Source organism: Pantoea alfalfae (assembly GCF_019880205.1).
GTDB lineage: Bacteria > Pseudomonadota > Gammaproteobacteria > Enterobacterales > Enterobacteriaceae > Pantoea > Pantoea alfalfae.
In genome coordinates this window covers 2,428,479-2,443,907 of sequence record NZ_CP082292.1, presented here as the reverse complement: position 1 = coordinate 2,443,907, position 15,429 = coordinate 2,428,479, and the positions used below count along the sequence as shown (strand labels likewise).

At 55.9% G+C, this 15,429-nt stretch carries 21 protein-coding genes; 11 read left to right on the top strand and 10 right to left on the bottom strand.

Features of this window, described 5'->3' with window-relative positions; all coding sequences use genetic code 11:
- Positions 1-43: 43 nt before the first annotated feature.
- Together K6R05_RS11370 and K6R05_RS11365 are read left to right on the top strand one after the other, a co-directional pair.
- Positions 44-241: a hypothetical protein gene (locus K6R05_RS11370; protein ID WP_033732300.1), complete on the top strand. Its 198-nt coding sequence runs from the start codon at positions 44-46 to the stop codon at positions 239-241.
- A gap of 299 nt (positions 242-540) precedes the next feature.
- The gene (locus tag K6R05_RS11365; RefSeq protein WP_222924172.1) at positions 541-1,551 is read left to right on the top strand and encodes a glycosyltransferase family 9 protein; all 1,011 of its coding nucleotides are present in this window, start codon (positions 541-543) and stop codon (positions 1,549-1,551) included.
- Here the strand turns inward: K6R05_RS11365 and K6R05_RS11360 are convergent.
- From K6R05_RS11360 to K6R05_RS11345, 4 genes are all read right to left on the bottom strand, one after another.
- A complete protein-coding gene (locus K6R05_RS11360; RefSeq protein ID WP_161736982.1) occupies positions 1,545-1,874 on the bottom strand; it encodes a DUF1493 family protein in 330 nt (109 codons plus the stop codon). The two genes, K6R05_RS11365 and K6R05_RS11360, sit on opposite strands and share 7 nt — an antisense overlap.
- Positions 1,874-2,935, bottom strand: coding sequence for a glycosyltransferase family 9 protein (locus K6R05_RS11355; protein ID WP_222924171.1), 1,062 nt, complete (start codon positions 2,933-2,935; stop codon positions 1,874-1,876). The genes K6R05_RS11360 and K6R05_RS11355 overlap by 1 nt, the downstream gene beginning before the upstream one ends.
- Positions 2,936-3,291: 356 nt before the next feature.
- Positions 3,292-3,462: a hypothetical protein gene (locus K6R05_RS11350; protein WP_013357533.1), complete on the bottom strand. Its 171-nt coding sequence runs from the start codon at positions 3,460-3,462 to the stop codon at positions 3,292-3,294.
- A 163-nt stretch (positions 3,463-3,625) separates the two neighbouring features.
- The gene (locus K6R05_RS11345) at positions 3,626-3,874 is read right to left on the bottom strand and encodes an ElaB/YgaM/YqjD family protein (protein WP_013357534.1); all 249 of its coding nucleotides are present in this window, start codon (positions 3,872-3,874) and stop codon (positions 3,626-3,628) included.
- A 180-nt stretch (positions 3,875-4,054) separates the two neighbouring features.
- On the opposite strand from K6R05_RS11345, the gene K6R05_RS11340 reads away from it, so the two are divergent.
- Entirely contained in the window at positions 4,055-4,267 is a 213-nt protein-coding gene (locus K6R05_RS11340; RefSeq protein ID WP_161736083.1) for a DUF2767 family protein, read from the top strand.
- Between the two features lie 20 nt (positions 4,268-4,287).
- On the opposite strand, the gene K6R05_RS11335 is transcribed toward K6R05_RS11340, so the two are convergent.
- From K6R05_RS11335 to K6R05_RS11325, 3 genes are all read right to left on the bottom strand, one after another.
- Positions 4,288-5,298 carry a Ppx/GppA phosphatase family protein gene (locus tag K6R05_RS11335; RefSeq protein ID WP_161736082.1) on the bottom strand — a complete coding sequence of 337 codons (1,011 nt, stop codon included), beginning with the start codon at positions 5,296-5,298 and terminating at the stop codon, positions 4,288-4,290.
- A 23-nt stretch (positions 5,299-5,321) separates the two neighbouring features.
- A complete protein-coding gene (locus K6R05_RS11330; protein WP_161736081.1) occupies positions 5,322-5,879 on the bottom strand; it encodes a hypothetical protein in 558 nt (185 codons plus the stop codon).
- A 61-nt stretch (positions 5,880-5,940) separates the two neighbouring features.
- The gene (locus K6R05_RS11325; protein ID WP_222924170.1) at positions 5,941-6,270 is read right to left on the bottom strand and encodes a hypothetical protein; all 330 of its coding nucleotides are present in this window, start codon (positions 6,268-6,270) and stop codon (positions 5,941-5,943) included.
- 214 nt (positions 6,271-6,484) lie between these two features.
- Here K6R05_RS11325 and K6R05_RS11320 point away from each other — a divergent pair, with 214 nt between their 5' ends.
- The 3 genes from K6R05_RS11320 to K6R05_RS11310 all read left to right on the top strand — a co-directional run bounded on the left by K6R05_RS11320 (position 6,485) and on the right by K6R05_RS11310 (position 7,663).
- Positions 6,485-6,664 carry a hypothetical protein gene (locus tag K6R05_RS11320; protein ID WP_013357539.1) on the top strand — a complete coding sequence of 60 codons (180 nt, stop codon included), beginning with the start codon at positions 6,485-6,487 and terminating at the stop codon, positions 6,662-6,664.
- Positions 6,665-6,850: 186 nt separating this feature from the next.
- A complete protein-coding gene (locus K6R05_RS11315; RefSeq protein ID WP_135909190.1) occupies positions 6,851-7,234 on the top strand; it encodes a hypothetical protein in 384 nt (127 codons plus the stop codon).
- 15 nt (positions 7,235-7,249) lie between these two features.
- Positions 7,250-7,663 carry a GNAT family N-acetyltransferase gene (locus K6R05_RS11310; protein WP_061062233.1) on the top strand — a complete coding sequence of 138 codons (414 nt, stop codon included), beginning with the start codon at positions 7,250-7,252 and terminating at the stop codon, positions 7,661-7,663.
- Here K6R05_RS11310 and K6R05_RS11305 read toward each other — a convergent pair whose 3' ends face one another.
- A complete protein-coding gene (locus tag K6R05_RS11305; protein WP_033782762.1) occupies positions 7,664-8,326 on the bottom strand; it encodes an MBL fold metallo-hydrolase in 663 nt (220 codons plus the stop codon).
- 22 nt (positions 8,327-8,348) lie between these two features.
- Positions 8,349-9,272 (bottom strand): muramoyltetrapeptide carboxypeptidase, encoded by a 924-nt coding sequence (gene ldcA, locus K6R05_RS11300; RefSeq protein WP_202605041.1) that lies wholly within the window; start codon positions 9,270-9,272, stop codon positions 8,349-8,351.
- Between the two features lie 166 nt (positions 9,273-9,438).
- Here ldcA and emtA point away from each other — a divergent pair, with 166 nt between their 5' ends.
- Positions 9,439-10,068 (top strand): membrane-bound lytic murein transglycosylase EmtA, encoded by a 630-nt coding sequence (gene emtA, locus K6R05_RS11295; RefSeq protein WP_161736078.1) that lies wholly within the window; start codon positions 9,439-9,441, stop codon positions 10,066-10,068.
- Between the two features lie 10 nt (positions 10,069-10,078).
- On the opposite strand, the gene K6R05_RS11290 is transcribed toward emtA, so the two are convergent.
- On the bottom strand, positions 10,079-11,035 hold the full coding sequence (locus tag K6R05_RS11290) for a sugar-binding transcriptional regulator (RefSeq protein ID WP_161736077.1): 957 nt from the start codon (positions 11,033-11,035) through the stop codon (positions 10,079-10,081).
- A 183-nt stretch (positions 11,036-11,218) separates the two neighbouring features.
- Between K6R05_RS11290 and K6R05_RS11285 the strand changes: the two genes are divergently transcribed.
- From K6R05_RS11285 to K6R05_RS11270, 4 genes are read left to right on the top strand one after another with little or no spacing between them, the layout of a single operon-like run.
- Positions 11,219-12,160 (top strand): D-ribose ABC transporter substrate-binding protein, encoded by a 942-nt coding sequence (locus K6R05_RS11285; protein ID WP_222924169.1) that lies wholly within the window; start codon positions 11,219-11,221, stop codon positions 12,158-12,160.
- A gap of 2 nt (positions 12,161-12,162) precedes the next feature.
- Entirely contained in the window at positions 12,163-12,762 is a 600-nt protein-coding gene (locus K6R05_RS11280) for a DUF2291 family protein (RefSeq protein ID WP_161736075.1), read from the top strand.
- On the top strand, positions 12,762-14,276 hold the full coding sequence (locus tag K6R05_RS11275) for a sugar ABC transporter ATP-binding protein (protein WP_222924168.1): 1,515 nt from the start codon (positions 12,762-12,764) through the stop codon (positions 14,274-14,276). Before K6R05_RS11280 ends, K6R05_RS11275 begins: the two co-directional genes overlap by 1 nt.
- Positions 14,277-14,278: 2 nt before the next feature.
- Positions 14,279-15,385 (top strand): ABC transporter permease, encoded by a 1,107-nt coding sequence (locus K6R05_RS11270; RefSeq protein ID WP_161736073.1) that lies wholly within the window; start codon positions 14,279-14,281, stop codon positions 15,383-15,385.
- Positions 15,386-15,429 lie beyond the last annotated feature (44 nt).

The following is a 15,429-nucleotide window of genomic DNA, read 5'->3' as shown; positions in this document are numbered from 1 at the left end:
GCCGCAGGAGTGTACTCTTCTGCCGATACACAGGGAGAATATTATGGATGATGAGGCTGTAAGTGATGCCATTGCGGCATGTCGACTGCTGTTTGGTCAGGCTGTGATGGAAATTGTGGCTGAAGATAAGCCGGTAACCCGCGAGGCCATTACTGAAAAAATTCACCGCATGTTCACCGGCATTGAACCTGAACCCGTTATGAGGCTGGCCATCAGCCTGCTGAAAAATAGCGCCAGCTAATATAACGGTAATGTAACCACCACGTCAGGCCGCCATTCGCGGCCTTTCCTCCTTCTTTACGCTGACGCCTTAGCATGGGTGTTGTTAAATCAATCATCCGGCGGATGTGTGAGGCATTTCACTTGCCTGAAAAGCACCCATCGGCTTTCCACAATACGGCGACCATGGAACCAACCTCAATCTGCGCTGACTAATTTGCTGACTTATGCCGTTACGTTAGCGCTTCAGAGACGTTAATTGTGCGAGTCTCACTTTTATTCAGCCAGAACGGCGTAGCCTGTGCGCAGAGGATGTCAGACATGCGGGTTTTAATTATTTGTCGGGATAATATTGGCGATACCTTGCTGACCACGCCGCTCATCAGTGCGCTGGCGCAGTCGGGCCAGTATGAGGTCGATGTACTGACTAACAACTACGCTGCGCCCGTGTTACAGCATAACCCCTATATCCGGCAGCTCTTCTATTACACCAAGTTGCATCACCGTGAGGCAGGGCAGGGACGACTGGCCTGTGTGTTACAGCGACTGAAGCTGATGCTGAATCTGAAAAAGCAACGTTACGACATAGTGATTCTGGCCAAAAGCCGCTGGGATCAGCATGGCCTGAAGTGGGTTAAAATCGTACGTCCCGCCAGAGTGATCGCGCTGGGGAAGCAGCCGCATCCGCTGATCAGCGATTTACTGCCGCCGCCCAGCCAGTCACCCTGTCATATCAGCGAAACCCTGTTTAGCCTGGGGAGGGATTTGCGTCTCAGCGCCACTGCGCCAGGTAAACTGACCCTGCGGCCGGATGCGGCTATTGCGGCCAGCCTGCGAGACACCTGTGCGATTGATTCTGCTCTTCCGATCTATGCACTCCAGATCAGCGCCCGTAAGCCAAGTCAGCAGTGGGAAGCCACGCGGTTTGCCGGGCTGGCGGAGAAGATCGCGGCGCATCATCCCTGCCAGATCATGCTGCTCTGGTCACCTGGCAGCCGCGATAATCCGCGTCATCCGGGGGATGATGAAAAAGCGCGTGAAATCATGGCGCTCTGTCCGCACCTGCCGATAAAGGCGGTAGCAACTACCAGCCTGCCACAGCTGATTGCGGCTATGTCGTTATGTCAGGGGCTGGTGAGCAGTGATGGCGGAGCAATGCACATCGGTGCCGCACTGGGCCTGCCGGTGGTGGCGCTGTTTGGTGACAGCGATCCGGCGTGCTGGCATCCGTGGAAGGTCAACTATCAGGTGCTGCAACCGGCGTCACGTGAGGTCAACGCGTTGAGCAGCCGCGAGGTCTATGATGCCTTCGTCCATATGATTATTCAGTAATCTGCTTCAGGCCAGCGTCCACGGCTGGCCGCTTCACATAACATCGCGACCGTTACGGGACAATATCCGCCAGATTTAAACCACTTCATTGGTGTCATTCGCCGCAGGTGCGCCGCCGGAAAATAGCGGGCATCATCATAATGCTCAGAGCAGACGTTGAACGTGGCAAAAAAATCATTCATCAGAATCGCAAACTCCACTTCATTCAGTGGCAGCTGCTGCAGATGAAAACCCGCCCGATCCACTTTCCGGAACCCGCCCAGGGCGGTTGGCTGATTGTGGTATTCAATCAGCGCCATAATGGCGTGAGAAAGCTCGTTCATTATCCCACCAGTTTCGCCACGGCCTGCTCGACTTCTTCAGCCTTGATCGACGCCATCGGATGCTGTGTCGCCGTTTTATCCGGGCGATGAATAACAATATGGCGATCGCTGTCCTGGCAGGGGCCGGTATAGCGTGGATTGGCGGTAGAGAACAGGCTGACCGTTGGCGTCTGTGCCGCCACGGCGATGTGCAGTGGGCCGGTATCGCCGGTGACCAGCACGTTCAGCGTGCGGATCAGCGTAATCAGGCCGCTGAGATTCGTTTTGCCCGCCATTGGCGTCACACGCTTACGGCAGTGCAGCGGCAGGCTTTCGATAAATTGTTTCTCAAGAGGCTGCTCAGCAGCCGTACCGGTGACAATGATTTCAGCGTCAGGCCAGCGTTCGAGCAACGCGGTCGCCAGCTGGCTGAATGAAGCCAGCGGCCAGCGGCGAATATCTTTTGATGCGCCTAACTGAAAACCGATACGGCGATGGCTGGCCGTTGCAGCCGAGCTGCTCGTTACCTCGGGAAGATGCATCCGGGTCTGCTCTGTCTCTGCACCCAGCGCTTCAATCAGTTTCAGCTTACGCTTAATGGTGTGGTCGTCGAAATAACCTGAATAGTGATCAAGATATTTATTCAGTACAGGGGATTCGCTGCCGTAATGATCGCGCACAATTGCTTTACTGCCGGTCAGCACCGAACTCATAATATCGTAAGGGAAATGGGCGTGTAATATCACTGACAGATCAGGTTTCTGGCGACGCAGTTTGAAAAATAGCGGCAGGAAATTCGCCACTTTGTTATCCCAGATATAGATCTTATCGAACCAGTTATAACGACTGACCAGATCCTTATTTTTCTTGCTGGAAACCAGAATAAATTTGCTGGTGGGAAAGCGATTTTTCAGGCTCCAGATAGCCGGCGTATTCATCAGAAAATCGCCCAGTGCCGTGGTGGAGTAAATCACGACTGTGCCGGGTGTCAGGGCCTGCAGGGCCTGCAGTTTTGTTCTGCCTGAAAATCGAGAATAAAGCGTTAAAAGTCGGTCTATCAGATAAATCTTTCTTTTCTTCACGGCTGAATTCTCTTTAATGCATCAATAATATTAAACAAAAGGTGTTGTGCATTATTAGAGAATATTCTTACGTCTAAAGTTCAGTAGGGAGAAATATTTTTTATTCTCCGTAGAGTATTTGTTTAAACTGTTTCCACATTTTTAGTGTTGTTTATTCAGGGTATATATACAAAATTGTGTAAAAGAGGTAGGAAATTAGCGAAAAGAATTGGGACAATTCTTATAATAATGATATTCCATATTTTTAATCCCGCACTTAATTACTAGCAGGTTAACTATCAGAGGATTTATTTTACGGGTGCTATTCAATATAAAAAAAGAGAAACAAACCCCGGCACGTGTGCCGGGGCAGGGTATTACGACTGTGGCTGACCCACCGGGCCTGAACCCAGCGTACCGCCCGGTGATGACTGGCCACTTGGCGCATGGGGACGGCCATCTTCTTTAATCGCGTCGCTTTTATGTGAGCAGCCCGCCAGAGAGGTTAAGGTCGCTGCCACCAGCAGCAAAGCAGGTATCGTTTTCATAAGGTCACCTTGATGTTGTCAGAAAGAGAACGTAATTAAGACTGAAGACTCACCGTGCGCTGGCCTGTGAAGGCTTATCTTTCAGATGTTTCTCAGCATGCAGTCAGCTAAAGCCAAAAAAAACGGAAGCCAGTGGCTCCCGTTCTGTCGACGTGTGGCGGTATTACTTACGACCCAGCAGGAAGCCGATAAATACGCCAACGCCTGCAGCAATGGCCAGACCGGCAGCAGGATTGGATTGAACCTGATCGCGAATGGTCTCAGCAGCATCACGTGCAGCATAGCTTGCCTGATTGGTGTAACGACGCGCTGCGCCTTTAGCCTGATGCTCAGATGAACCGGTTGCTGCACCCCATTGTTCCTGAACTGCGCCAGCCGCTTCTTTTACTTTATCTTCGATTTTTCCTGACATTTAAATGCTCCTTGGTTTTGAGTAAGACTCTCAAAGCGTAGCAAAGATAGTGAGTTCTGCTCCGCCAGCGCCCGATAAGGGCCTAAAAAATCATTTCCGGCTGTTAATGGCGCTGCATTTGCGGGCCCGCCATTTCCTGTCTAGCCTTTTGAGAAGAAACTCACAGCCGGAGGAGAAACGATGAAACGTGATGCACTGAATGATGATGACTATGATGAAGTCTGCCGCGTTATTGGCGATGCAGTCATTGTGCTGATGGAGCGCGGTCATGACACCCGGCGTGGCGAAATCTACGACCTGCTTAAGCGTATCCGCCAGCAGCGCGCCCACAGTGAACGGGATGAGCAGCGGATGCTGGATCACGCTATCCGGCTGGTTAAATCTGACGTGTAGCGAAGTGTGGAAGCGTTGCGCTATTGCAGCAGCACGCCCTGAATCAGGCTGGCCTCAACAATCTCCACCTCATCCATTTTCAGCGCCTGCATATACCCTTCCACCAGTAATAGGTTACTCACGTCAGTGGCGCGGTAGTCACCCTGCAATTCGCTGTCGCCTTTCCAGACCTGCTGCTGCGAGAGCTGGCTCAGGGTCGCCAGCGTATAGTGGTTGGGTTTACCCGGTAACTGATTGCGAATCGAAAAACCGTGTACGCCTCCGATCCCAATCACCCGACGACCGGCCACATCCTGTTTGATCTGCGGGCTGACTTCGTTAGTCGCGTAAAACTGCACAAAGCGCAGCACCGACTGCCGCCAGGAACCAATCGGGTTGGGCGATTTAGCCTCCGGGCTGTTCTTCAGCACCGTCAGGATAAAGTTTTTCAGCGTCACTGAGGCCAGTCTGCCCTGGTAAATATCCGCTACCGGCTTGCCCGCCTGCTGTCGCCATGCCGTCATCTGCATTGACCCACCGCCAATATCCCAGACCAGCAACTGCTCATCCCGTACTGCCGGATCGTTAAGCGCGGCTTTGGCAGAGAGAAAGCCAAGCATCGCTTCCTGCTGCTGCGAAATAATGCTGATTTGCGCACCACTCTGGCGCTGCAACTGTTCAATTACGGCCTGACCGTTGCTGGCATTGCGAAACACTGCCGTCGCCACGCCGCTGATTCGCTGTGGATGAAAGCGCTGTGCGTGCGCGACCAGCTGCTGCAGTGCGGCGGCACCTTCGTGGGTGACTGCCGGACTCAGCTGGTTATCCGCTGAATGGGCTAATGCGTCGTTCCAGGCCACGGCGCGCTGATCCTGATACAGCACTTTTTCGATACGCTGCTGGCAGACATTGACGCGCGCCACCGCAATTTTGGTGGTACCGGAACCGATATCCAGACCGGCGCGGATTTGCTGGCAGCGATCGGCCTGGGCCGACGCGGCAAAAAACAGCGAGCAGAACAGCGTAAAAACAGACAGCGCAGCAGAACGCATAGCGACTCCGGGAGAAGTGGGGATCAGAGCGAACGGCCGGCGATGCAGGTCGGATAGACGCTCACCAGGAAATGACGCAGATGGTCAAAACACCATTCGGCGTCATCGGCCTGCGGACAATAGAACTGGATAGTGATTTTTTCGTAATCGCGCTGACGCTGATGCAGCGGCGACCAGCTCCAGTCGAGTACCGAACGGGCATAGTTGACCAGTGTCCCGGCGGGCAGTTGATGTTGCTGCTCCTGTCCGGTCAGGTAATGGTGAAAGCTCGCCTCCAGCTGCAGGGCTTCCTGGTGACCGTGCTGCGGCAGGTCGGGACGAAAAGCCACATCGATAAAACCACAGACCGCATCTTCCTGCTGCTGCCAGTCACAGGCCAGGGTCATAAACAGCCCCTCCTGCAGATTAACCTCCTCGACCAGTCGCCGCAGATTCGCTGAGCGATTCAGTACGACGATCTCTTCAAGGCGACCGGTTTCCAGCGTCAGATCAAAGCCACAGGGATTAACCGAGCCATCCGCATTGCGCGTAGCGGGGAAGGGGAAGTCGATATAACCGTTGTTATCCAGACGCTTTTCCATCGGGGAACCCTGCTGCTTGACGTTTCCTGACAATAAACCATCTGGCAGCAGGATTCATCCCTTATGGACAGGTCCAGGTGATTTGGGTGTCCTGATAAGGATTAATCAGGCGGAACTGCTTATCTGACAGGCGCTGCGCAAAGTAACCTTCATGCGTCACGGCGGAGGGGACATATTTAAACCGATCCAGCGACTGCAGCGGGCCACTGTTAACGCTGACATTGTCTCGTGTCACGGTAAAGCTGTTAACCAGGTCAAAAATCACGCCCTGTGTCTGTCCCATCGACTGACCATAAATTGTCGAGACCTCACCCGGACATTCCACCCCTTTCGGGCCAGATGAACATCCAGTCACCAACGCGATGAGGATAAAAATGCTGAGTCGCATCATGATTTTCTACCTGCTTCAATCCCTGGGAGTGTCGTGGCGCAGAGTCTATCCTGTTGCACCACCAATCACGTAATTATAGCAGTTTCCGCTACGCTTCCTGTTTGTGATTTGTTTAATCGTTAAGCAACAGGAATGTAAAGGGGTGACTTTGCTTATCAATAAACGGTATTCTTGGCTCCTTTGCGCACCACTTAGGCAAATCCAGGGATAAATGATGAAAGAAGAAGAAGCAAGTCTAATGATTATTCGCCACGCGATTGACGAGCTGGAAGCCGATAAGAAGCAACAGGTGCTCGCCTGCTCAGCGAATATTCGTGCAGCCATGCAGGCTTATGATAGCGAAAATGCCGGGCTGGCGCTGATGTTAGTGGCCGCCGAGGTCGCTGCCGAATAGTCACAATCCGGCCAGGCGGGTACGCTGTCAGGCTGGCCGGATTACTTTATCTTTTCTCAACTTTCAGGTTTTTTCGCACACCGATTCCACCTTTTAATGGTCTTAGTCACGCTCCCCTCACGCCTCTCCTCTGGTTTTTCTATGTTAAGCTAAGAAAATTCTCAATGAAATCAGTGGAGACACAGCATGAAGGCAGCGTTAATTGCCCTGGGCCTGCTGGCCTGTCATATCGCACCCGCCTGGAGTGAAACCGAATTTCAGCTTAACTGTCCCGGTCGGCCGACCATGACAGTTTCACGTGCCGAATATGGTTTAACCACCCTGATGTGGCCGGAAAATCATTTCCAGATTGCCGCCGGTCAGCAGCGAACCCGCTTAGAAGCGGGCGATCAGGTGGCGATTACCCGCTTTCGCAATGGCGATCAGCTGATTGTGAACCAGCGCAGCCAGGCAACCTTCTTTGTTTACCGCGACAGCGATAAACTGCTGCCCTGCAGCCGCAGCGAAAAACGCGATGTGGATGCGCTGACCCTGGAGCGTTACGACGATCGTCAGCGTTCCGACAGTTAACCCCCTGGAGCCACTATGCAACCTGAGATTACCGACAACGTTACTGCGCAGGATCTGGATGAGGTCAGGCTGGCTCTCAATGCCTTCAACAGCAAATTTATTGATGTGAATACGATCAGGTCAATTGGCGTGTTTATCCGTGATGAGCAGGGTAAAAAGCTGGCCGGACTGACCGGCTCAACGACCGGTAACTGGCTGCGGATTGATATGCTCTGGGTGAGTGAGGCGCTACGCGGGCAGGGGGCAGGCAGCAGGCTGATTCAGGCTGCCGAGCAGGAGGCGCGGGATCGCGGCTGCCGCTATGCACAGGTAGATACCGCCAGTTTTCAGGCGCGGCCGTTTTACGAAAAACTCGGCTATACCCTGCGGCTTACACTGGCGAACTACATGGATCATCATCAGCGGCACTATCTGACCAAAGAACTGTAATCAGAACAGCGGATTTTCCCGCAGATCCAGGGGATGCTGTTCAGCTTCATCAATGGCAGCCAGCCAGCTTTGCAGCGTCACTTTTTTCCAGGAAAGATGGCCGCGCGTGGTACTCATCAGTACCACGTCGGGACGTAGCGAGCGATAAAATTCCAGCGTCTGACTCAGCTCAGCCGGATTACTGTCCGGCACCAGCACCGTGATCCAGTTGTCATGAGAGCGGGTCACGGTATCGCCGACAAACAGATAGGTTAGCCCCAGCGGCGAGGTATAGAGAAAGCTGCAACTACCCGGCGTGTGTCCGGGCGTTGGCAGCAGATGGAAATCGCCGAAATGTGTCTCCGGCTGCGAAAAGGTGTCATCCGGCTCCGCAAAACGACTGATAGGGCCTAATGAGCGGCTGTGGCAGTAGAGCGCGCTGCTAAACCGCTGCTGGATCACTGCCGCACCGGGCGCGGATTCGTGCCAGTGGGTCAGATAGTGACGGATCACGCCGCCGGTATCGGCAATCACTTCATGATCGAGCGGATTTTCTACGCGGCCAATCAGCAGATTGCCGCGCGGGTGACGCAGCATAAAGCCATGCATCATCAGGTCATTAACGGCATCTTCCACCGGGAATTCCGGGGTTGAGATCCACAAATCGTCATACAACGGCTTCAATGTCGATCTCCTGAAACGCTCTCTATTCCCGCAGGACGGGATGCCCGGTCGCCTGCAAATGGGCGTTGCCCTGGCTGACCGCTAATCGTGCGCTGGCGCCCAGCGGCAGTGTGACGGTGTCAGCGGCATGTCCAAAATCTAATCCACAGATCACCGGCAGATCGGTAGTATCACGCACGCGCTGCCAGACGGTACTGAAATCAAACCCATTGTCATAGTCCGACAGGGTTGTGCTGGTGAAGCTGCCTGTGACGATTGCCCGCTGTCGCGCCAGAATGCCGCTCTGCTCCAGCTGAATCAGCATGCGTTCAATGCGGAACGGATGCTCATTGACATCTTCTATCACCAGAATGCCGTTCTCAATCTGCGGCATCCACGGCGTGCCGATCAGAGAGCAGATCATCGCCAGATTTCCGCCCCACAGCGTACCCTGCCAGTCACCCTGATCTGGCGTTTCGCTCTGCCATTTCACCTCTACTGTAGGTGATGTCAGTGCCTGCCAGAAGTGGTGCAGGGTAAATTCAGATAAGGTCGCGGCACCGAAGTTACCGGCCAGCATCGGTGCACTGAAGGTAATCAGGCCGACCTGCGCCAGCAGAGCCAGCTGAATCGCGGTAAAGTCGCTGTGGCCGCACAGCGCCAGCGGCTGATTCAGCAGACGGCGTTGCAGGGCGACGTAGTCGATGGACGCCAGTAACCGGCTGGCCCCATAACCGCCGCGCACCGCCAGCACCACGTCGGGCAGCGTAGTGAGGCTGGCAAGCTGGTTGATATCCTCAAGGCGCTCTGCGTCCGTTCCGGCGAAGCGCTGAAAACGGCGGGTGATCACCTGCTCGTTCTCCACCTGATGGCCCGCCGCGCGCAGTCGTGCAATGCCCTGCAGTGCCGCAGGCTGATTATGACAGTAACCGGAAGGGGAGATAAGACGAACTGAACGTGAAATCATCATACTTTCCTGCTGTTAGCGCACATGACTGACGGCGATGATGGCGAAAAAGCCCGCTGAAGTCACGGTGCGCGCCGCATAATCGTGTATTTAGGATAAACGGTAATTTTGCTCTCAGGCTGCCTGGGTATGATAGCATTCGCCACAATCGCGATGAGACGAAAAATTGCTGAAAATCCGACACCTTATACTCTCGGCGTTACTCCTGACTGGCTGTACCAGCGAGCCACCGCACCATGCCGTTAAGCAGCGCAACACGCCGTTAACGCAGGCACCGCCTTCCAGCGTCAATGGAACCTGGGCCATGTTTACCGAAGATGCCGCCAGTCATTATGGCGTTGATGAGAAGTTGATCAGCGCCATTATCAGTGTCGAATCGGGTGGAAATCCGGGCGTAGTGAGCCGTTCCAATGCGGTCGGGCTGATGCAGATTAAAGCGTCGACCGCGGGACGTGAAGTCTATCGCACGCTGGGCCGCCGGGGTCAGCCGTCGAATGCCGAGTTGCGCGATCCGGCCAAAAATATTGATATCGGCACCGCCTATATCCGCATCCTGCAGGACTCTGCGCTGTCGGGCATCCGCGATCCGCTGACCCTGCGCTACGCCACCATCGTCTCTTATGCCAACGGTGCCGGTGCGCTGCTGCGAACATTTTCCCGCGACCGCGATCGGGCCATTGCGATGATCAACGCCATGTCACCGGATGAGTTCTATCAGCATGTGCAGAACAGGCATCCGGCGGCGCAGGCACCGCGCTATCTCTGGAAAGTCACCACCGCTTACCGCACCATCTGACCGGTTTTGACTACGCCTGCGGCGTGAGCAGCAGCCGGGCCGTGGGATAGTCAATAATCAGCACCTTGATATAACCGCCCAATAGCGCACCGCGAATCGCCTGCGCTTTCTCCCGTCCGCCAGCCAGTCCGACGACCTGCGCGCACTGTTTCACCTGCGCCAGTTCCATTCCGATCACCGGATCTTCTTCAGCTTTCAATACCGGCTGGCCACAGGCGTCAAAATAGTGCAGGCAGATATCACCGACCGCACCGCGTGCCGCCAGCGTCTGCAGCATTTTGCCATCGTAGTAGTTGCCAGAATTGCGCAGCAGCGCTGACGGCTCCAGATCGCCGATGCCGACAATCGCCAGATCGACCTGCTCAAATTTACTCAGCACTTCGGCAACCTCGGCATTGGCCGACAGCCGCTGGCGATCGCTGACCGAATGCTCAATCGACTGCGACGGCAGTAGCCAGGCAGGGCAGTTCAGCAGCGCCGCCAGATTCTGGGTCAGAATGGTGGCCTGCACGTTGCCGTTGGCTCCGACGCCGCCCAGCAGCTGGATCACGCCCTTACAGGCGCTGTTGAGCGGATGCAGTGCATCCACCATCGCCCGGATAGTGCCGCTCCACGACGAAATACCAATCAGCTCATCGTTGCGCAGCCGGGTCTCCAGATAGTGAGCAGCCGCCGAACCAATCGCCTGTTTAATCTGCAGCGGCGAGGCCTGATCCGGCACATCCACCACAATCGCCTGCGGCAGGTTGTAGGTCTGCTCAATCGCCTTTTCCAGTTCCGGATAGACGTTGGCCGGTGGCACCACGCTGATCTTGACCACCCCCTCTTTCACGCTGCGATTAAGAATGCGTGAGACAAATGATTGCGATAGGGTCAGCGACTGTGCAATCTCTGACTGCTTCAGCCCTTCGACATAGTAAAGCGTGGCAATCTTCACCATCAGTCGCTGTTCATCCTGTTTTGCCATCGGTTTTTCCCTCTCTGAATCTGCCCGGTATTGTTAACCAGGATGATCAAAATCACAACGCAGGCTAATTTGTGATCGTTTTCGCTTTTTAACGATCGCGCATTGGACGGCGCGTCAGCGCAGGCGCATAGTCATTATGCATATAAAATCGCCTGTGAATATATATTCAAGCGGAGAGAAATAATGACGCGTCCTCTGATCAAACTAACCCTGCTGGCTTCGATGTTCGCTTTTTCTGCAACGGCGCTGGCGGCAGAGCAAGGCCTGCTGGCGATTATTACCCCATCTCATGACAACCCGTTTTTCAAAGCCGAGGCAGAAGGCGCGTTAGCCAAAGCCAAAGAGCTGGGTTACACCACGCTGGTGGCGTCGCACGACGATGACGTTAACAAGCAAAACCAGCTGATTGAGACCGCGATTGCGCGCAAAGCGAAAGCGATCATTCTGGATAACGCTGGCGCGGACGCCACCGTCGGGCCGGTGCAGAAAGCCAAAGATGCCGGTATCCCGACCTTCCTGATTGATCGTGAAATTAACAGAACCGGTATCGCCGTGGCGCAGATCGTCTCCAATAACTATCAGGGTGCGCAGCTGGGTGCAGAGAAATTTGCAAAGTTGCTGAGCGGCAAAGGCGAGTACGTTGAACTGCTGGGCAAGGAGTCTGACACCAACGCGGGCGTGCGGTCGCAGGGCTATCACGACGTACTGGATGACTACACCGACCTGAAAATGGTGGCGCAGCAGAGCGCTAACTGGAGCCAGACCGAAGCCTTCAGCCGCATGGAAACCCTGCTGCAGAAGCACCCCAACATCGTGGGTGTGATCTCCGGTAACGACACCATGGCGCTGGGCGCGGAAGCCGCGCTGAAAGCCGCCGGGAAAACCTCAGTCATCGTGGTGGGCTTTGACGGCAGCGATTACACCCGCGATTCGATCCTCAATAAAGGCAACATCAAAGCGACGGTACTGCAACCGGGCTGGGATCAGGCGCAGATGGCGGTCACGCAGGCGGACTACTACCTGAAGAACGGCAAAGCGCAGAAACAGGAGAAGCAGCTGATGGACTGTGTGCTGATTGACGACAGCAACGCCGCTAAGCTGAAAAACTTCAACCTGGCGAAATAACCATGAAACGGATACTGGCGGTATTGACCGGTATGGCGCTGCTCAGCGCCTGCACCGTGGTGGATCTGGATGCGGACGGTAACCCGATTCTGCCGAAAGATCCGCACGCGAAGCCCAGCTATACCACCCAGACGCCACAGCAGATTGCGGAAGAGACCTGGCAGCCGCGGGTCATGACCACCGCGAACAGCCACGCGCTGAGCTGGGCCGACATGGAGGCGAAAAGTCAGACGGTTAAACCCGACGGGCGTGAAAGCGTCTTCGTACGGGCCAGCGGGACGGCCAGCGCCCTGGATGAGAGTAATCCGCGTGAACGCACGCTGACGCTGACGATCAACGGTAAACCGGTGGCAGTCAGCGTCGGGCCGGTGCTGCGCAGCAACGCTATTCGCGACGCCGCCGGGTTCCGTTTCGAGGAGTTTACGAATCAGGTGCAGTACGCCCAGCTGACCAGGGCGCTGAACCGTCATGCGGTGAAGCAGCTGCCGCCGCTGGATGCCAGCTGGGTCAACCAGCCGGTGCAGGCGCTGTTGGCGGTGAGCATCGGTCACAACAGCGTTGAAGAGGTGGTGGCGGTTGAGCTGAAGCGGGGGACGCCCTGATGAACGATGAGATCATACTGCGGGCCGAACAGATATCGATGCTGTTTCCCGGCACGCTGGCGCTGGATCGCGTCGACTACCGGGTCTGGCGCGGCAAAGTTAACGTCATCATCGGTGAAAACGGGGCGGGAAAATCGACCCTGATGAAGATTCTGGCCGGGGTGCAGCAGCCCACCGCCGGTTCGCTGTTCCTGAATGGCGAGCCGCTGACGCTGAGCAGCACCCGTGACGCCGCCCGGCACGGTATCGGCATGGTGCATCAGGAGCTGAATCTGTTTGAAAACCTCACGGTGGCGGAGAACCTCTTTCTGGGCCGGGAGATCCAGCGCGGCCTGTTACCCATCAATGAGGTGGAGCAGGCACGCCGCACCGCCGCACTGATGGCACGACTCGACCAGCCGATTTCGCCCACTGAGCGGGTCGGCAATCTCAAAGTGGGTCAGCAGCAACTGGTGGAGATCGCCAAAGCGCTGGCAGAAGATGCAGACATTCTGATCCTCGACGAGCCGACCTCTGCGCTGAGCAAAACCGAAGTGGAGATCCTGTTCCGGGTGATCCGCGACCTGACGCAGCAGGGCGTGACCCTTATCTATATCTCCCACCGGCTGGAGGAGCTGATGGCAATTGGTGACGTGATTACCATTCTGCGCGACGGACGTTTCCAGGCGGAAGCACCAGTCAGCACCATTGATGTGCCATGGATCGTGCGCGAGATGCTGGGCAGTGAGCCGGTCACGACCTTTTTGCCGGATGAGCGTGAGTTTGGCGCGCCGGTGCTGGAAGCACAGCATATTACCTGCGTCAGCCCCAACGGCAATACGCTGGTCGATGATGTCAGTTTTCAGGTGCGTGCCGGCGAAATTGTCGGGATCTACGGACTGATGGGCGCGGGTCGCACCGAACTGTTTGAGTGTCTGCTCGGCAGCCAGCGTCACTATCTCGGCAAGCTGTGGCTCGACAGTAAACCGCTGCCAACCCGTCTGCCGACCGCCGATCGCATCCGCATGGGCATGAGTCTGGTGCCGGAAGATCGCAAACGCGCCGGGATTTTCCCGGTCTCGTCGGTCGCCAGTAATCTCACCATCGCCAGCCTGTGGCGGCGGCTGTCGCGCCGTTTTGCCATAGCGCATCAGGCGGAGCTGCAGGCGGTGAACCAGACGGTGGGCAACCTGGCGATCAAAATCTCTTCGCCGGACGTCGCCATCAGCGCACTCAGCGGCGGCAACCAGCAGAAAGTGGTGATTGGCCGTGCGCTGCTGACCAATCCGCGCCTGCTGCTGCTGGATGAGCCGAGCCGCGGCATTGACGTCGGGGCCAAAGCCGAGGTGTTTCGCACCATGGTGGCGCTGTCGCAGCAGGGTATCGCCGTGCTGTTCTCCACCTCAGATCTGAAAGAGATTATGGCGGTAGCCGATCGCATCCTGGTGATGTCGGGCGGCAAACTTACGGCTGATCTTCCCCGCGACCAGGCGGAAGAGGCAGCGCTGGTGAAAGCAAGTGCGCAGGGGTTCTGAGCATGAAAAGCAATAACAGCGTCGCGCTGAACACGCTTCCGGCTAAGGCATTCAGTTCACGCGAAAGCATTCTGCTGCTGCTTCTGAAACTGCGCACCTTTATTGCGCTGATTCTGATTGTCGGCTTCTTCGCCATCACCGTGCCGGACTTTCTCGCCACCGGCAGCCTGGTGATCATGGTGAAGCATATCGCCATCAACGCCTTTCTGGCGCTGGGCATCACCTTTGTCATTATCACTGCGGGGATCGACCTGTCGATTGGGGCCACCTTAGGGCTGTGCGGCATGATCGCCGGCTGGCTGATCACTAAAGGGATTGTGCTGCCGATGTTTGGCATCGCTATCTTTCCCAGTGTCTGGGTGATTGTGCCGGTGGTGCTGTTTATCGGCGCGCTGATTGGCGCGGGCAATGGCTGGATCATTACCCGCTACAACGTGGCCCCCTTTATCTGCACTCTCGGCACCATGTATATCCTGCGCGGCGCGGCCATGCTCACCTCCGGCGGCGAGACCTTTCCCGGTTTACAGGGTAATCCGCTACTGGGCAATACCGGCTTCGATCGGATTGGTGCGGGGACGTTACTCGGGCTGCCGTATGCCATCTGGATGATGGTGCTGCTGGCGCTGGTCATCGGCTATATCGCCCGTCGTCTGCCGTTTGGCCGTCAGGTCTATGCCATCGGCGACAACGAGCGTGCTGCTGAACTGTCGGGGGTGAAAACCCGGCAGGTGAAAATTCTGGTCTACACCCTGTCGGGCTTCTGCGCAGCCATTGCCGGCATCGTGGTCTCATCGCAACTGGTCGCCAGCCATCCGGCGAACGGCACCGCGTTTGAGATGAACGCGATTGCCGCCGTGGTGCTGGGCGGCACGTCGCTGGCGGGCGGACGCGGCACCATTGTCGGCACGCTGATTGGGGCGTTTGTCATCGGCTTTCTGGCGGATGGCCTGATCATGATGGGCGTCAGCGAATTCTGGCAGATGGTCATTAAGGGTATTGTCATCATCATTGCGGTCATTATCGATCAGACTCAGAGCCGGATGCAGCAGAAGGCGGCGGTGGTGGCACAGAAAGCATTAATCGAGGAGGGCACACCGGCAAAACCCTGATCGCGCTGAGTCGGGCAGGCCGGACTGCTGCATGTTTCTGCTCA